Here is a 17,949-nt window from a genome sequence, read left to right on the forward strand (position 1 = left end):
ATTATAAATAAAAATCTTCTCCGAAGATTTTTAATACCAAAAGCAGTGATTATATTCGTATAATCACTGCTTTTTTGTTACCCAATATTTAAAAGTACCCTACTACAATATGAAGAAAAACCTATTGATTTTATGTATGCTATTGCTATGCATTTATTCTTGTAAAAAGAAAGAGACCAGTTTATTTCTTTTAAAGTCTGGAAAAACGACAAATATAACTTTCAATAACCAGATTATAGAAACAGATAGCTTTAATATTCTAACCGAAGAATATATCTTTAATGGAGGCGGTGTGGCCGTCGCCGATTTTGATAATGATAGCCGAAACGACATCCTTTTTACGGGCAATCAAGTCTCCAATAGATTATACTTGAACAAAAAAGATTTTAACTTTCAAGATGTTTCAGAAGCTTCTGGTATAGGCGCAAAAGAAAAATGGAGTACAGGGGCAGCGATTGTCGATATTAATTTAGATGGCTGGTTGGATGTCTATATTTGCGTGGCTATGGGCAATGGTGCTAAGCAAAGAAGAAATATGCTGTTTGTAAATCAAGGTTTAAATCAAGATGGCACACCCACTTTTAAGGAAATGGCTAAATCCTATCATATTGATGACAATAGGAATAGCATGAACGCTACCTTTTTTGATTATGACAAAGATGGTCTTTTAGACCTCTATGTCCTAAATAACGAGCAGGTACACGACTTACCCACGAATTATCGTCCATTGATTAATGATGGTTCCGCAATTAGTAACGATCGGTTATATAGAAATAAAGGGGATGGCACGTTCGAAGATGTTACGATTGCAGCTGGTATTGTTTATGAAGGTTTCGGACTCGGTATCGCCGTAGCAGATTTAAACTATGATGGTTGGCCGGATATTCATGTTAGTAACGATTATTTAACCAACGACCTACTGTACATCAATAACCAAGACGGCACCTTTACCAATAAAATTGAATCTTATCTCAAGCATCAGAGCAAATTTTCTATGGGCTCTGACATATCCGATTATGACAACGATGGCTTTTTGGATATCCTAACCTTGGATATGCTCGGGGAGACCAATCACCGCATGAAGACCAATATCGGTAATAATAATTATGTAGAATACACCCTTAATGAAAGATATAATTACCAATATCAGTATATGCGAAATATGCTACATAAAGGGAATGGTTCTGCCGCAAACTTCAATGAAATAGGGCTAATGGCGGGTATATCAAAAACAGATTGGAGTTGGGCGCCACTTTTTATGGACGCGGACAACGATGGCTTTCGAGACCTGTTAATTACCAACGGTTTTCCGCGCGATATCACAGATAAGGATTTTGGCGATTTCGCTATTAATGTAAATGCATTCTTAAGTCCAGGTAAAATTTTAGATTCCATACCAGAGGTTAAAGTCGCTAACTACGGATATCGCAATAAAGGAGACTGGACATTTGAGGAACAAACAAAAAATTGGGGTCTGAACATTCCGTCATTTTCCAACGGTGCAGCTTTTGCTGACCTAGACCAAGATGGAGACCTAGACTATATTGTCAATAATATTAACGATGAGGCTTTCGTTTATGAGAACACCTATGGCACAAACGAGGGTGAAAAGAATAATTTTTTAAGATTAGCACTCCAAGGACCTTTCGAAAATCCTTTGGGTATTGGAACCAAAATAAAACTTAAATATGGAAATGATAAAACCCAATACTACGAACATTATTTGACCCGGGGCTATATGTCCTCCGTTGAGCCTATTCCTCACTTTGGGGTTGGTGCCATTGATACCATTACTCATATCGAAATACAATGGCCAGACGGAGCAAATCAAATATTACGGAATATTAAAGCCAATCAAACGGTTTCCATTATTTATGATAATCGCATCAAAGGAGATACCATAAATTTAGTTCACCCCGGCTCCAACTCTTCGAACCGAAGGTATTTTACTAATGTTACCGAACAATTAGGCTTTGATATTAATCTCAAGGACTTAGATTTTATAGATTTCGACATACAGCGTACCTTACCTCATAAATTAACACAAAACGGACCTTGTCTTGCCGTTGGAGACTTGAATGGAGATTCTTTCGAAGATGTTATTATAGGAAGTACAAATAAATATTCTCCCCTTATTCTATTTCAAGACCATGCCGGTGGCTTTTCTCAAAAAGCATTGTTCACCATACCAAAAGAAATGCAGTTCGAAGAAGAGAGTATCGAACTTTTCGATATCGACAATGATGGTGATTTAGATATGTATCTTGTCTCTGGCAGTAATCAATTTAAAAAAGGGAGTGAAAACTACAGAGACCGTTTCTATACTAATGATGGCAGTGGAAAATTTACCGAGGAGACTATAAGAATACCAGAAATTAACACAAGTGGTTCTGTGGTAAAAGCAATGGATTTTAATAAAGATGGCTACGTAGATTTATTCGTTGGCGGTAGAACGCCTATGGGAGCGTACCCAGTGTCGGAGAAAAGCTTTCTCTTGATGAATGAAAACGGTATACTGAAAGATGTTACAGATAGCTTAGCCCCCGACTTGCGTACTGCAGGTATGATAACCGATGCCGTTTGGGGCGATTATGACGCAGATGGTCAACAAGATTTGATTGTAGTTGGTGAGCTCATGCCCATAACTATTTTTAAGAATAAAAATAATTCTTTCGAAAAAGTCCAGAATACAGGAGTCCAAAATTTTATAGGCTGGTGGGAAAGTATTGAAGCTGAAGATATGGACAATGATGGTGATGTTGATTTTGTAGTAGGCAATTTGGGTAGAAACAATTTATTTCAACCTTCGGCAGAAAGACCAGTTACCGTAGTCGCTAAAGATTTTGACCAAAACGGCAGTATAGACCCCGTTACCTTTGCCTATTTCAAAGATAAAAACGGCACTTTTAAGTCATATCCAGTCAACTTCTGGGGCGATATGAATAAACAAAGCACCATATTTCGTTCAAAATTCAACTATTACAAAGAGTATGCTGAAGCTACCGAAAGTACCTTGCTATCTGCCTCAGAATTAGAGAATGCTTTAATCCTAAAAGGCAACTACGATAATAGTAGTTATGTGGAAAACTTGGGGAATGGCTCGTTTAAAATATACCCACTACCGATTGAAGCTCAATTAGCTCCTCTTAATGACATTATAATAAAAGATATTGATACTGATGGAAATCTAGATATAGTTGGAGTAGGCAACGATTTCGGTAACGAGACATTTATTGGAAGATATGACGCAATGAATGGTCTATTTTTAAAAGGAAACGGTAAAGGTTCGTTTGAAACCATATCTAATAGCCAGAGTGGTCTTTTAGCACCTAAAGATGCAAAATCGATTTCCGTAGTAAAATGTGCTGCCGGAGGTTTCTACTATTTTATAACCCAAAATAAAGAAAAGCTATTAGTTTTCAAAGACTGATATTTTATTCTATGAAAGCTAGCAATAAAGGCTACTCTTAAACTAAAAGGTACGCTATGAAAGAAATAGTAAACGTACATATACCAATAAGGAGCTATCTTTTAAGAGCAAAATAACCTTGAATCGCTTTATCGTAAATTGAAACGGCTTTGTACCAATACGTAGAAGATGGCATAGGTCTTCCTTTGTAAGTACCGTCCCAGCCGGTTGAATCTGGATTAACTTGCGATAGTAGGTTACCGTACCGATCAAAAATATACAGCGCTTGCAGGCTTGGAACGTTATCATTTAGTGGTAAAAGCTGCCAATAATCGTTGATACCATCGTTATTGGGCGTGAAGAATTTAGGAAAATCATCTTGTCTTAGGGTCTGAATAAACGTGTAGCTTATTGTTCCACAACCATTCTTGTCTCTAACGAAAACTTGATGATCACCTTCTGATACATTCCTGAAAATATTATTATCTTGGTAGATGCCAGTTTCGTTATCCAAGGCATACTCGTAATTCCCGCTCCCAGTAACAATTACGGTTAAATCCAAACCCGAACCTGTTATATCAACTTCAACCCTATCGACCACGGCTTCTTCTGAACGAACCACTTGGAACGCAGCTACATTTAAACACTCTGTAGTTTCACCAAAAAGTGAAACAATGGTATAGGCCTCATATCTGTAAGAACCTATTTCTCGGGTGGTAAAAATATTAGTTTCAGACAATAATACCTCGGTAGCGTCTTCGTTAATCCTAAACCACCTATAACCATCTGCATTATCTTCGCTCTCAATTGTTAAGTCAGGTACTTCTACACACAAGCCAATGGTTGACGGTATACTTATTTCAGGACTAAAGGATTCACAGTCAATACTTGTATCACCTGTAGTGAATCGTTGTACGGTACACGTTATGGCCTCCCCATTTTCATTATACGGGACTATTCTAATATAAATCTCCGTGTTAATCGGTAAGTTTTCGGGGAGACCATATCTTAAAACATTACCAACATCGATTTCAGGTAATAAATCAAAATTAGTTTCAGAAGTACCTATTGCCAGGCGATACCCTGTTGCTCTTGGTGCATAATCCCAAATCATACTCTCACCTATTCCTACCTCTTCACTGTTGGGCAATGGGTTATTTAATGTAGTGCAGTTGGGAGCTGTAGTCACATCAACGGTTCTAAAGCTTTCAGAAGGACATGTTATAAAGCTACCATCGTTTAAAAACAAACTTATAGTGACAAAAACCTCTGTATTATCTGGTAATCCTACAACGGGAACTAAACTATTCACTAGAGCTGCAGAACGACTATTATAGATATCTGACCCACCTGCAGTGGTGCCTAAGGATACTGAATAGCCATCGATACCCGCAACTGCATCCCAAGAGACCTGGGAATCCACAGCCACATCACTTTCCCCATTAACAGGGAGCGTTATATTTGGACAGGTAAACTGAGCACCACAAAAAAAACCGAGGAGTAACGTTGTTATAAACAAAATTCTCTTTAGGTAGGGTGTTCGAGCTATTGACTTTAGTAAAATCATCCTTTACCGTGAAAATTATTTTGCGATTCAAACAACATCAATACTTCAAGTTTATTTAGCCTCATTCACTTCCTCTATTTTCAAAAAGCTCTGAAATCTAATGGTATTTAGATTTAGATTGAAAACCAAAAGTTTTGTGATTAAATAATAAAAGTACTAAGCGTGAATAATATAATAAATTCTAAAGAAAAAATATTTAAATTAACTCAATTATAACCTATTAATGGTTTAAGATTCTGAGTAGGTTAATATGCAGTAACGTCCAAAAGACAAAGTAGCTTTGTCTTTTTACAGTAGTAAATAATAAGGTCTTGGATTTGTATAAACAATATAGTTTGATTCTGTTTTTATTGTTTCCTGGTAGTTCAATTCTTTAGTGACCTATAAAGTAAAAGACCAAATCATTTTTTGAACCGAATGCACCTATTCCTTGGTAACCAAAAGTGAAATAAAAAGTAAAAAGATAGGAAATAATATGTTTGTCAGGTATCACATGACCTTAAAACTAAGTCAGCGGATGTAGTTCTGCCCACTACAAACATCTATTTCTAGACTCGCTAACCGACCTAGTTAATTAGTTATTTTTTGAAATTTATTGTCTCTCCGTTTTTTGAACTTTTTACTGCCCAATCCAAAATTTCCATGGTAATCATGTTGTTTTCAAGGCTATAGGGATCAAAAGGCTCCAGTTGTAATTCTCCCAAAATAACGGCAGCAAATAATGCAAATGAATCATCGAAAGGAGGTGTTCGTTCCTCCAAATCAAAGATTTCCTCAGTAAAACCATCATATCCTTCGGCGATACGCAACCTCAGTTGGTTTCGAGAATCCGCGTAAATTGCCCCCAAGGTTCCGTATAGCTCCATATCTTTTCTTCCTATGGGCCAGTTCCAAGACGGCTGAAGTATGGCCATGGATTCATCATAGGTAAGAATTATAGTTGCATCATCATCTACCTGAGGATTATTTTCCGGTTGCAGTTGCTGGGTCACAGCTGTAATGGAATTCGGCTTTTTTCCTTTATGAATCCATGTCAAAAGATTGGCGCCATAACATCCAAAATCCATAATAGCTCCGCCCCCATTTAAAACAGGGTCCGTCAACCACTTTAGAAACTCTTTATTTACACCTATCTTTTTTGGGCCTCGATGGCCATCACGGACAATAACTTTTCTCAGCTCTCCAATAGTTTCATCATTGAGTAGCTTTTTCGCCCTAACATTAGTAGGATACCAAGATGTCTCATAATTAGTAAGCAAATGAATCTTATGTTTATTCGCCAAGGCCTCCATTTTTATCGCGTGATCAAAACTGACTGCTAATGGTTTTTCTACCATTACATGAATGCCTTTTGGCGCACATATTTCAACCACGGCTAAATGATCATATATAGTACCAAATGCAGCAACGGCCTCAGGGTCTTTAGCAGCAATCATCTCTTCCATAGTACCATAAACTAAATCGATGGAGAAATTATATTGACTAGACAGGCGTTTAGCCAATTCCAAATCTGTTTCTACTATGCCCACCATGGTAACATCACCTAAATCCTCACGACCCAAAATCCAACCTACGTGACCATGACTAAGACCAACCACACCCAATCTTACTGGTTTTTTTTGTGCAAAAATTGTGCTCGTTATCATTAGTATTACTATTGTAATAATGTATATCCTTTTCATTTTATTGGCTATTAAAGAAGTTAAAGTATGCTATTAAACCCTGATGGTTTTCCATTCCAGAAAATAACAGGAAAAAAAACTCCCAATCGATGAATCAACTACTCTAAACCCTTTCTTTGAGTAACGAACCAATCATATAATTCCTCAGTTTCATAGGCCTGTATCCATGAGTCATGACCAACCCCGGGATACCTTGTAAATTTCACATCGTACCCCATCTCTTTAAGTCTTGCCACCATGGCATCCGATTCTGAAACTGGGATAGATTTATCATCCTCTCCATGAAATACCCATATTGGCATTTCTTTATTTATCCACGAAGCATAGGGTAATGGAGCCATCCCACACACCACTGCCATGGCTGCAAAACTATCAGGATATTGCACTGCCATTTCCCAAGCAGCCCCTCCTCCCCTGCTTAATCCAGTCAGATAAATCCTTTGGGTGTCTACATTATTGTTTGTTACTATACTGTCCAAGAGCTGTTTTACCGCTCGTGTGTTCCACCATTTATTCTCATAAGGATTCTGCGGTGCTAATATTAAAAATGGAAATTTCTTCCCTTGGACTATCAATTTAGGAGGACCGTTACGTTTAACCGTAACCAAACTATCTCCTGATTCTCCTCCGCCATGTAAAAAGAGCAGTAAAGGGTATTTTTCTTGACTATCCATGGTATATTCTTCAGGGAAATACAAATAGTAGTTCAGTGTTTCCTTAACCAGAGTCTCCATTTCATCATCGATAAGTAAAGGTTTTTGCTGTGCTGAGCATCCATGTGCGAAAACTAGTAACAGTAGAAGATAAAATTTTATGTTTGAGAAGTGTTTTCCAATGCATCTACAATACAAAAAATAAAATTGTTTTACCATAATGGAAAGCTACAAAAAATAGCAGGCATTAGTAAACGTGGTGACAATTAAGTATTCTTTACCTGTAGAGTGTAAAATGCCCTACGTAGCGCTGTTTTTCCTTATTGTTCGCGTTTATTACATACCAATAATCTCCTGTAGGCACTTCACTTCCGTCATACGTTCCGTCCCAACCAGAAATCTCTTTAAGGTTGGCCACTACCCTTCCATAGCGATCGTATATCCTAACTTCAATATTTGGAAAAAATTCCTTGTTTTTAACCGACCAGATATCGTTTAGATTATCACCATCAGGAGTAAAGAAGTTTGGAATATCCAACATACCAGTAAATTCGAAAGGTACTGCCACCTCAACAATACAACCATTTGCATCTACGACTCTAGCATTAACCGTCATACTTTCGTTGGTGGTAAACGTATTCATATCTCCATAAGAATCCCCATTAAAGAAGTACTCATAGCCTCCAAAACCACCTTCGGCAGCTACTTCCATTTCATTAGGACCTGTTTTTATGGCCGTCAATGTTAACGGATCATAAGCGTCCACAGAAAACTCAACGAAAATAGCACATCCATTTTGATGGTATACATACACAATATGGTCACCAGCAGGTAAATTACCCCAAACATTATCCACTCCTGCCAAAGCTGTAATAGCATCGGTTGGGTCTACAGGGTCCAAGGCAAACATGACATCATTCATCAGACTATTATCCTGTAATTGAACGGTCACTGTACTATTTGGGAAGATGCCTTCACAACCGTATTGGACTATGGGCTCCGCGGTTAAATTTACACCTATACCAACCGTAAATAATTCTGTAGTAGCACAAAAGTTTGCATCTTGGACAGAGATGACATAGGAGGCTCCTCCTTGTAAGTTCTCTAATAGTTCTCCAACATACGGTGCAAAAGTTCCTGTCCCTGTTTCATCAATTGGATCAATCATTTCAACTTTATACTCAAAGTATGGGTTAGTACTTACCAAAAGGTCATTAAACGGGGTACCACCTATAAATTCGAATATTGCCCTACCATCGTTCGCTCCTACACACAATTCAGGGGTAGTCTGTATATTTATTACCTGTAATTCATCTGGTTCCGTTACGGTAATAAAGTCTTTTTCAAAACATCCGTTTTCGTCTAGTATTAGAATTTCATACGTGCCAGTAGCCAAACCTTCAAAAGTATAAACGCCTGGAGTTCCCGAATCAATAAAGAATTCATTGAAGTTTGGCGCTATAGCAAATTGAGTTAGACCAACACCACCAGAAAGTACTGCAACGGTTATGGTGCCGTCTTCTCCACCGTTGCATGTTACCGGCGTAGGGTTCGCATCAAAAATAATAGGGTCTGGCCTTTCTATTTCAAAGGGACCTACAACATCCATACACGCAGCACCACTGGTTACTGCAATGTAATAAGCAGCGCCTTGTGGTAGTCCTTCAAAAGTACCATCCGCTTGTGGTCCCCTAACTAAAGTAGCTGAAACTGCGGGGCTAAATGCGTCTACCGGGTCTCCCATATAAAGATAGAAAAGGTCGTCTCCCACTCCGCCATTCACAAAAGACTCTATTCTACCGTCCAACTCAGATGCACAGGAAATATCATCTGGAAGATTGGGTAAAATGGTAATTCCCGTTGCATCGGTCATAGTAATACCATTGGAACGTACTGGAAGACAAATACTTAATATATTAATTTTTCTAACATCAAACTGGTACGTGATTCCTTGCACCCCAGGTATTAAAACTGATGTTCCTAACATATCTACATACGTTCCTATGGCTACACCATTTTCGATAGGTAAATACTGGTAATTGAACAAAGGATCAGGGTTTTCAATACTCAAACGCATTTCTCCGTATCCTCCACATCCAGGTACACGTGTTTGTAACAATAAAGGCTCTATTGGTGGCGGTGGATTTACAAAATAAGGTGCCGTTACGAACAAACAGTCAAAACTGGACGAGACCTCTATGGCATACCAACCAGCACTAATGAACCCGCCACTAGCTCCAATAAACGTAGGAGAATTCTGGAGTCCACTAGTCGAATGAATATTTGTATTATCATTTCCATTTAGGTATAATAACCTGTAGTTGTATCCAGCACCCGCCAACCCACCAGTAGCGCCAGGAGTTGCCGTAATAGCATCTCCTGTTGATGAATCAAAGGTTTCTAAAACTGCATTGTTCCCATTAGGGCAATCCAAGCCTTGTGGCTGTCTTATACCCGCATCAATTTGGGGTACTTCCTCTAATTCTATATCAAATGAAACGATGCAACCTTCTGCATCCGTAATTTCTACTTGATAGAATCCAAAAGCTAGTCCCGTAAACTCATTTATTGTAGAAAAGGGAGCAACCTCCGTACTATAGGTAGCGCCTGCATCGGCACTTTGCATTAATCTATATTCGTAAGGAAAAGCATCCCATCCACCTTGGCCTATAGCTTCTATTTCCCCGTTCGTATTACCACAACCTACATTACCTACTTGTACTGCAGACACCTGTAAAGCCCCGTTAGGTGTTCTAATATTGGTGACATTACTGTCATTGGAACAAAAAGGCATAGCCGTGGAAACCACCTCAACAATTAGGTTACCGCCTCGCAATCCTAAAATTCTTGCAGCATGGCCATTGATATCAGGAAAATTATTGGTGTCAAAACTACCATTGGCAATGGGTGTTGTTCGGGCAGTGTCATTTGCCATATAAACCGTATAGTCAAAAGTTCCTATATAGTCAGTTATTTCAATAAAAAGTTCCCCATCGTTAGCGCCAAAACAGCTGACTGGATTTGCCTCACTGATTAATACCAAAGGCGGGATAGGTTCGTTTACGGTGTGGGTAGGCAACGGATATGTGCATCCACCACTATTATCAGTGATTTCAAAAAGGTAGTCCCCCGCAGCTGGCAAAAAGATATCGGCAAAATTATCTCCAGGAGTATTGGTTACTGGCAAAACAGCAGTAACAGAAACCACAGAGACCGTAAAATCGGCAGTACCTACTACCTGTATTCGTGCACGTTCATCATCCCTACAGTTTAAAGCATCTACAGCAATGATAGTTGGGACTACAACTGTGGGCGGATTAATGGTTGGTACATTAAAAGTTGTTTGACAACCATTGCCATCTATTGCGTATACGGTAATATTCTGAGCTGCTCCATTATCTATAATCTCAAACGTTGGTGCCGTTTGATAATTAGAAAACCCTGTTATACTATACTGATATCCTGAGCCTAGCGTGCCAACGTCAACTACCGAAACAGTAATAACGGTAGAACTAAATCTATTGGCCCTTGGTTCACAAGCAAAATCGGGAGCTGATGCCGTTATACTAAAATCAAGTGGATTATTGATAGTGTGTATGGCAGAGGTACCTTCACATCCTCGTGCGGTCAATACTTGCACCTGATAATCACCTGCTAGCAGGTTTGAAAAAGATCCTGTATTGTTTCTGTCCTGTTCAGCGGAAGTCGTAAGGTTGTTTAAAATATAGGTTATTGGACTATCCTCAGAAGTAAATGGCACCAAAGTATTAGCTGGGCCTATCACCACTTCCACAGTCCCATCATTGGCATCACGACAGTTAATATCAGTAGCTGTTTCTGCTACTATAACCAGTTGAGCAGCCTGATTTAAATTAATATCAGTAACAGTAAATTCACAAAATCCGCTACCGTCATTTACAATCCTATCCGTAATTAATACTTCATAATTTCCAGGTTCCAAACTATTAAAAACGGAGTTATTTATTTGCGTAATTGGGCCTACAACTCCAGAATTATAATCCATACCTGTGAGGACAAAACTAAAATCGCCGCTACCACCAAAAGTAGTTATGGTGATTTCGCCATCTGCATCATTACAGGTAGATTCTGAGGTAAACCCACCAAAAGCAGAAAGGAAGTTAAACACAGTAGCGGTTCCCTGACTGGCACAGCCATTTGCATCAACGACATCTACAATATAATCACCCGGACTGCTTACCATATAGGTATACTCCCAAAAACTTCCTACTAAGTTAGCAGGTTGTTCATTTCCAGCCAGGGTAAATCTTGGTGTGTTTACGGTGTCAGGCATCCGAACCGTAATGTCAAAGGATGTAGACGTAGGATCGCACTGATTTATAACCGTAAACGTTGGAGCAGGCAAGTCTGGATCTAATCGTATAACAGTGGCAATATCAAATGAAGTACAACCGCTAGCATCCCTAACATAAACGTCGTAATCGCCTGCCGCTGCCACGAAAGTCGTTTCAATATCATAACCCGTAGGATATACAGGTTCTGGCGCTCCATTAACTATAAATGCATATTCATATGGGCCTCCACCACCTCCACGTCCCTGTACCGTAATTTGACCGAAGGCATTACAGATGGCTGGAACATCTGAAATGATATCAATTGCTGGTAAATTTTGGTCAATTACAATACCTACAGCAGCTCTACATGTATCTGTTAAATTAACTACAATTATCTGATAATCTCCTGGTAATTCTGGATGGGAACCAATAAAGGGTATAGCTACCGTGATCACCGACGGAATTAAAACAGTTGTCGTATTCGTATCATTATCTAGTAATTCTATCCGAAGCTCATTACCAATTACATACCCTGTAACCTCATACGTTATCTCCCCGTTCCTATTAAGGTCGCAGGCTCCTGGAGTTGAATTAGCCGTAATATCCAAAGTAGAAGGAGCGTCAATAGGAGGGATTTCTTGCTCATAAATACATCCTGTACCGGTATCCCTTACCTGAACCGTATAAGCGATACCAAATTGAATACCATCAGTAGTATTACTAAAAGTATGATCATTAAAACCTGGCGTATTGTTTAGCGGGTAGAACGATGGTTGTTGAATCAACCTTATTTCATAGGCGCCTGAACCTCCACTAACGCTAACCGCATAAGTAAACGCACTATCATCACAGGTTGGTGGAAGCGGCGGTGGTATTGGGGTTATCACCACTTCATTGGAGGTAATGGTAACAATATCAATATCAGTACAACCATTAGCATCAAGTGTAATAACCGTGTAATCCCCAGGAACCAAATCGACATCCAAAATAGAAAGTGGGAATAATGAGGGATCTACATTCTCCTGCCTTACAATTTCCGTTCCTGTGGTATCCTCAATTCTAAAATCAAAATTAGCAAGACCATCCGTAACTCCATTAATTATGATTCCACCACTTAAGGTTCCACTACCATCGCATAAAGCAGGTTGCTCTGAAACGCTAGCATCTGGTGGCGTAGTATTATCCAGTACTATTATGGCATCATCAGGTACAGTCTCACAACCTCTAGAATCCCTAACGATATATGGATAGTTACCAACAGATAAATTGGAATACACCGTTCGGTTACTCCAACCCAATCCGTTGAAATTGACTTCATATGGTGGAATGCCACTAGTAGCATTGGGCATAATAGTAACTACACCATTACTTGTTTCACCGCAACTTACCGGTCTTATTATTACAGAGGCCGCTGCGTTATTAACAGATGGGTTTAGAATGAGAGGAGCTGAAGATGCCTCACATCCTGCGTTAGCAACGTTATTATCAGTAATTCTAAAGATATAGGTGCCATCTACTGTCGTATCGTATAAAAACGTACTTGAGGTATATGGTACCGGTGCTCCAAACGTAGCTCCATTGTCAGCACTAACCTCATACATACCTGTTCCCGAAGCATACCCCCCCGTTACCTGTACTTGAATTTGTCCTGGGGTACCTCCACAAGGTATTTCAGTTACTATACTGGTATATATCCTTAGCTGCTGCGCTATAGTTATTGTAATGGAATCACTACAGTTATTAGCATCTACCACTTCAATAGTATAGTTGCCAGGGGTAAGATCTGTAAAAGTACCGTTTGGTTGTAAGGTACCTCCGTTTATTCTATATTGATGTGTTCCTAATGCTGCCGTACCTTCATTTGAAGTAACTACTGCGGTAGCACCCGTACTTGGAACATAACAAAAATTCGAGGCTGCATTATCCAAACTAAGTATGGGAGCATCTATTGGTGTTAAATCAAAAGTGAACGTATCCGTACAACCTTCGGCATCTTCCACCAATAATGTATAGGTACCGGCAAGGGTAAGATTATTAAAGGTTCTTCCTGATTTAGGACCAACGGAAGGCCCAGAAGGAGGGGTAAGCACATACCTGTTACCTCCCCAACCACCTGTATTATTAGCTCTTACTCTACCTACGTTGCCGTTGGCACAACTCATCGGAGTTACCGTGCTGCTGCTTAAATCAAGTAAAACTGCCTCTTCAATATCAAAAGAAGCCGTAGCCGTACATCCCGTGTCATCATCCGTTATCATGATAGCATATGTTCCAGCTCCGGATAAAGGTAAATCTACCTCGGTATCGTTTTGCGGTCCTATTACACCACCGCCGTTAATTTCATAGGTGTAGCTATTTGCAAACCCATCGACAATAAAAGTTCCTGTGCCATCCGAAGCACCATTACATACCCTTAAATCTCCTCCAGACATTACCCTTACACGAACAGAACTAACTATGACGGGACTAAATCCTTCTGTATAGGTACAGCCATTGTCATCGGTAATTCGAAATATATAGGAGGTACCGGTACTTAATCCTGTGATAATATTATTTGTATTGTCACCATCATTATCGAAGCCAGGCGTAGGGCTAATAACCTCATATCTTGCAATATTAACATTCGAAGTAGCTGTTAATATAACGTCTGAAGTTCCAACGGCACAATTCACATTGTCCTGCACAAAATTTAAATCTGTAGGAGGATCAACGTCTAAGATATCAATAGGCGTCAATTCTAAACGGCAGCCTCCTCCATCACGAATTATAGGGGTGTACGTTCCAGTGGCTAAACCAGTATACGATGTGGTACTTGTGAAATTTACCCCATCGATACTAAACACATAACCACTTCCAGACCCCCCTGTAAAGGGTCCTACAAAGTCTATTTGTCCGCCAATAGTTCCGCCACTACCATCACAGGTAACATCGGATATTTTAGCTGCACTACCAGAAATAACACCAACATTAGTTACTGCCACAGTAGGCAAAGACAATACACATTCAAAACCACCTTGTTGGTACCGAACTTCAATATCTGGGTAGTTACCCGCTGGCACGGAAATCTGTGGTGTGCTCACCCATGCATCTCCCGAATTTACCCTAAAGGAAAGGTTATACCCCCTAGCATCGTTAACCGTAAAATCGATTTGGGCACCTCCATTACTACAGGTACCGTCAAAACCACTAGCTGTAATATCCGGCGGCAATAATTCTTCTACATTAGAAGAGGCTGTAATACTACAGCCATTACTATCGGTAATTATAAAATCGTAGGTTCCTGCGGATGTAACATTGAATACAGTAGTTCCAGAATTGCTGACTGCATCTCCAAAAGAAGGTTGTACAGCCCCTCCATTTACAGTAAAAGTATAGGGCGCTGAGCCTCCGTTGGTATTTAAAGTAATATCCACGTCACTAATTGTAGCACAACCAAAACTGCTGTTCACCTCGGTTGATGCATCCATGGCATTTAAGCCAGCTCCTATTCGTATAGGATTACCAGAGGTGTCCAAAGATTGCCTAGGGGGGTTAATCCCATTTAAGGGATCTCCTGTACATTGTTGTGTCTCTACCTGAACGGTATACGTTCCAAAACCTACTGCGGAAAAGGTATATGGATTATCTGGAATAAAAGCGGTAAACTCCTGCGCAACACCGCCTGAATTTAGCAAGGTGTATTTGTATGGGCCGGGCACATTAGTTGCCGTTACCGTAATACTTCCCGTATCCCCACTACATTGGGCATCTACAAATGTTGCCTGAATGCCAATATCTAGTTTATTAATGATAATTGGTTCATAAGGATATTCACAAGTGTTAGCCGTATTCTGAAGCCTTGCCCTAACATGATATGTTCCAGATCCTAGGTTTTGAAATATAGGGCCTTGCCAAGAAGTACCACCATCCATACTAAATTCATAGGCACTAGACAAATTGGTAATCTGTATTCTACCTAATACGCCACAAATATTATCTTGTTTTACAAACGTTTGGGTAATGTTGCTTTTCTTTACCTTAAAATAAAAGGTTTGACCGTCGGCAACAACTATAAATTCTGCTCCTGTTGCTGCTGGAATAGTACTGGCATCCAAATTAAATGTAGCTCCTGTCGCTACTTCAGTATAACAAGAACCGGTATTGGGGCAATCTTCATTAATATCTGGTGTACATGAACCGCCCAAAATTTGCCAAGAAACAGCACCGTATGGTCCTCCTGAAAGACTAATGGTACGATCATCATAATCGCCGCAAAGATTAAACCGAGCTACTGTAAATCCTTGAACACTACAACCCACTTCTTCATCTGCACCTTGTATGATAGTAGAGAACATAGGAGCTGATGGCGTAATGCTACCAATGGAGATTTTATTAAATTTATTTTGAGTGTGGACTAAAGTTAAACTGTTGTATTCGGCAGTTTTAGAATCAACGTCATTACCTCCCCCTACTTTTTTAAGTACACTGGCAACTTCTTCAAAAATCACATGGACTTTATAATTTGCAATAGCGGAAGAACCGATTGCCGATACTAGTATCAGCAACAAGGCATACAGCGTATACCACGGTTTTTTTGAGCGCATAGGTTAAGTCGAGTTTTGGTAAGAACGTTATCGATTTGGGATCTTTAAGATTCTTTGGTGTAATTATTTGTACTTATAATTTCTGTTTATATTTAAAAAATAATTATGATACCTTATAACATAATTCTAACGTTGGCTTATGAAAAATAGTATGCTTTCCTTGTATTTATTCGTTATAACACTTAATTTATCTTGCGCTCAAGACTTTGAAAATAAAGTTATTACACCAGAAAATGTTCCTTTTATGGCTGAGCTGTTCATCGATGAGCTACAGATTCCATGGGGCTTTGCGTTCCTTCCAGACAGCAGTGTTTTAATTACAGAAAAATCTGGCGAATTAATTCATTTTTCTAATGGAAAAAAGTTGATAATCGGTAATACACCTGAAGTTTATCAACGCGGGCAAGGCGGACTTTTGGATGTGAAATTACATCCTAATTATGGGGAGAACGGATGGCTTTATCTCTCATATACCTCAGAGGAAGGAGATGCAAAAGGTGGTAATACAGCTATCATGCGAGCAAAATTGAAAGACAATGCTTTGGTTGAAAACCAATTGCTGTATAAAGCGGGTCCAAATACCACCAAAGGCCAGCATTTTGGCTCAAGGATTACGTTTGATAGGGAAGGGTACCTCTATTTTTCCGTTGGTGACCGGGGCGCTAGAGACGATAACCCGCAAGATGTCACTCGTGATTGCGGTAAAATCTATCGATTGATGGATGACGGCAGTGTACCAAAAGACAACCCTTTCGTTGGAAAAGATGGAGCAAAAACCGCTATATACAGCTACGGACATAGAAATCCTCAAGGATTGATTACACACCCAGGAACAGGAGAAATCTGGGACCACGAGCACGGCCCAAGAGGGGGTGATGAAATAAATATTATTAAGAAAGGTGCCAATTTCGGCTGGCCATTGATTACCTATGGCATTAACTACAGCGGGACACGTATTACCGAAAAGAAAGAAATGGAAGGGATGGAGCAACCTCTGCACTATTGGGTTCCTTCAATAGCTCCAAGTGGTATGGCTTTTGTAACCTCTAACAAATATACAGATTGGAAAGGCAGTTTATTGGTGGGATCGCTGGCGTTTCAATATTTGGAACGTTTGGTTATGGATGGTACTAAGGTTATTTCTAGAGAAAAACTTATGGAAGGTGAAGGACGAGTGAGAGATGTAAGAGAAGGACCAGACGGACTTATTTACGTAGCCATAGAAGGCAAGGGCATTTATAAACTAGTGCCTAAAAACGACTAGTTTATGAAAATACTTATACCTATATACCTTATTGCTGTTGTTTTTAGCAGCGTGTTTCTGTTTCAAGACTCTGAATTAAAGGAGAGCATGAAACGCGGTAGAGAAATCTACACAGATTTTTGTGTAACCTGCCATTTACAAAAAGGGGAAGGTGTTGCGTATACTTTTCCGCCATTAGCGCGTTCGGATTATCTTATGAACGAAAAAAGAGAGAGCATAAAAGCTATAAAATATGGCTTACAGGGTGAGATTACTGTAAACGGAATAACCTATAACAGCGCTATGGCTGACCTAGGTCTAGAAGACGAGGAAGTGGCTGATGTGATGAACTATATCTCCAACTCTTGGGGAAACACCTCCGATAGCATCGTAACAGAAAAAGAAGTAGCTAGCATTCAGAAGTAGTTTTAGTCAAACAGGTTATTAAGTTAAGCCTACAAATAAATCCTATTATCAAATCTGATAATAGGATCTATTT

The 17,949-nt window shown here is 39.5% G+C and carries 7 protein-coding genes; 3 read left to right on the forward strand and 4 right to left on the reverse strand.

Going from position 1 to position 17,949, the window contains the following annotated elements; genetic code table 11:
• The first annotated feature begins 109 nt into the window (after window positions 1–109).
• A complete protein-coding gene (locus Q360_RS0115220; protein WP_027077845.1) occupies window positions 110–3,430 on the forward strand; it encodes a VCBS repeat-containing protein in 3,321 nt (1,106 codons plus the stop codon).
• Window positions 3,431–3,524: 94 nt separating this feature from the next.
• Here Q360_RS0115220 and Q360_RS0115225 read toward each other — a convergent pair whose 3' ends face one another.
• The 4 genes from Q360_RS0115225 to Q360_RS0115240 all read right to left on the reverse strand — a co-directional run bounded on the left by Q360_RS0115225 (window position 3,525) and on the right by Q360_RS0115240 (window position 16,207).
• Window positions 3,525–4,928, reverse strand: a complete 1,404-nt coding sequence (locus tag Q360_RS0115225) for a T9SS type B sorting domain-containing protein (RefSeq protein ID WP_211251597.1) — start codon at window positions 4,926–4,928, stop codon at window positions 3,525–3,527.
• 626 nt (window positions 4,929–5,554) lie between these two features.
• Window positions 5,555–6,622: a Gfo/Idh/MocA family protein gene (locus Q360_RS0115230; RefSeq protein WP_245603275.1), complete on the reverse strand. Its 1,068-nt coding sequence runs from the start codon at window positions 6,620–6,622 to the stop codon at window positions 5,555–5,557.
• 134 nt (window positions 6,623–6,756) lie between these two features.
• Complete coding sequence (locus Q360_RS0115235) at window positions 6,757–7,392, reverse strand: carboxylesterase family protein (protein ID WP_245603276.1); 636 nt, start codon at window positions 7,390–7,392, stop codon at window positions 6,757–6,759.
• A 196-nt stretch (window positions 7,393–7,588) separates the two neighbouring features.
• Complete coding sequence (locus Q360_RS0115240; RefSeq protein ID WP_027077849.1) at window positions 7,589–16,207, reverse strand: T9SS type B sorting domain-containing protein; 8,619 nt, start codon at window positions 16,205–16,207, stop codon at window positions 7,589–7,591.
• 139 nt (window positions 16,208–16,346) lie between these two features.
• Here Q360_RS0115240 and Q360_RS0115245 point away from each other — a divergent pair, with 139 nt between their 5' ends.
• Window positions 16,347–17,471 carry a PQQ-dependent sugar dehydrogenase gene (locus Q360_RS0115245; protein ID WP_027077850.1) on the forward strand — a complete coding sequence of 375 codons (1,125 nt, stop codon included), beginning with the start codon at window positions 16,347–16,349 and terminating at the stop codon, window positions 17,469–17,471.
• A gap of 3 nt (window positions 17,472–17,474) precedes the next feature.
• Complete coding sequence (locus Q360_RS0115250; protein WP_027077851.1) at window positions 17,475–17,876, forward strand: c-type cytochrome; 402 nt, start codon at window positions 17,475–17,477, stop codon at window positions 17,874–17,876.
• The last annotated feature ends 73 nt before the right edge of the window (window positions 17,877–17,949 follow it).

The sequence above is a fragment of the Maribacter antarcticus DSM 21422 genome, assembly GCF_000621125.1.
Lineage (GTDB): Bacteria > Bacteroidota > Bacteroidia > Flavobacteriales > Flavobacteriaceae > Maribacter > Maribacter antarcticus.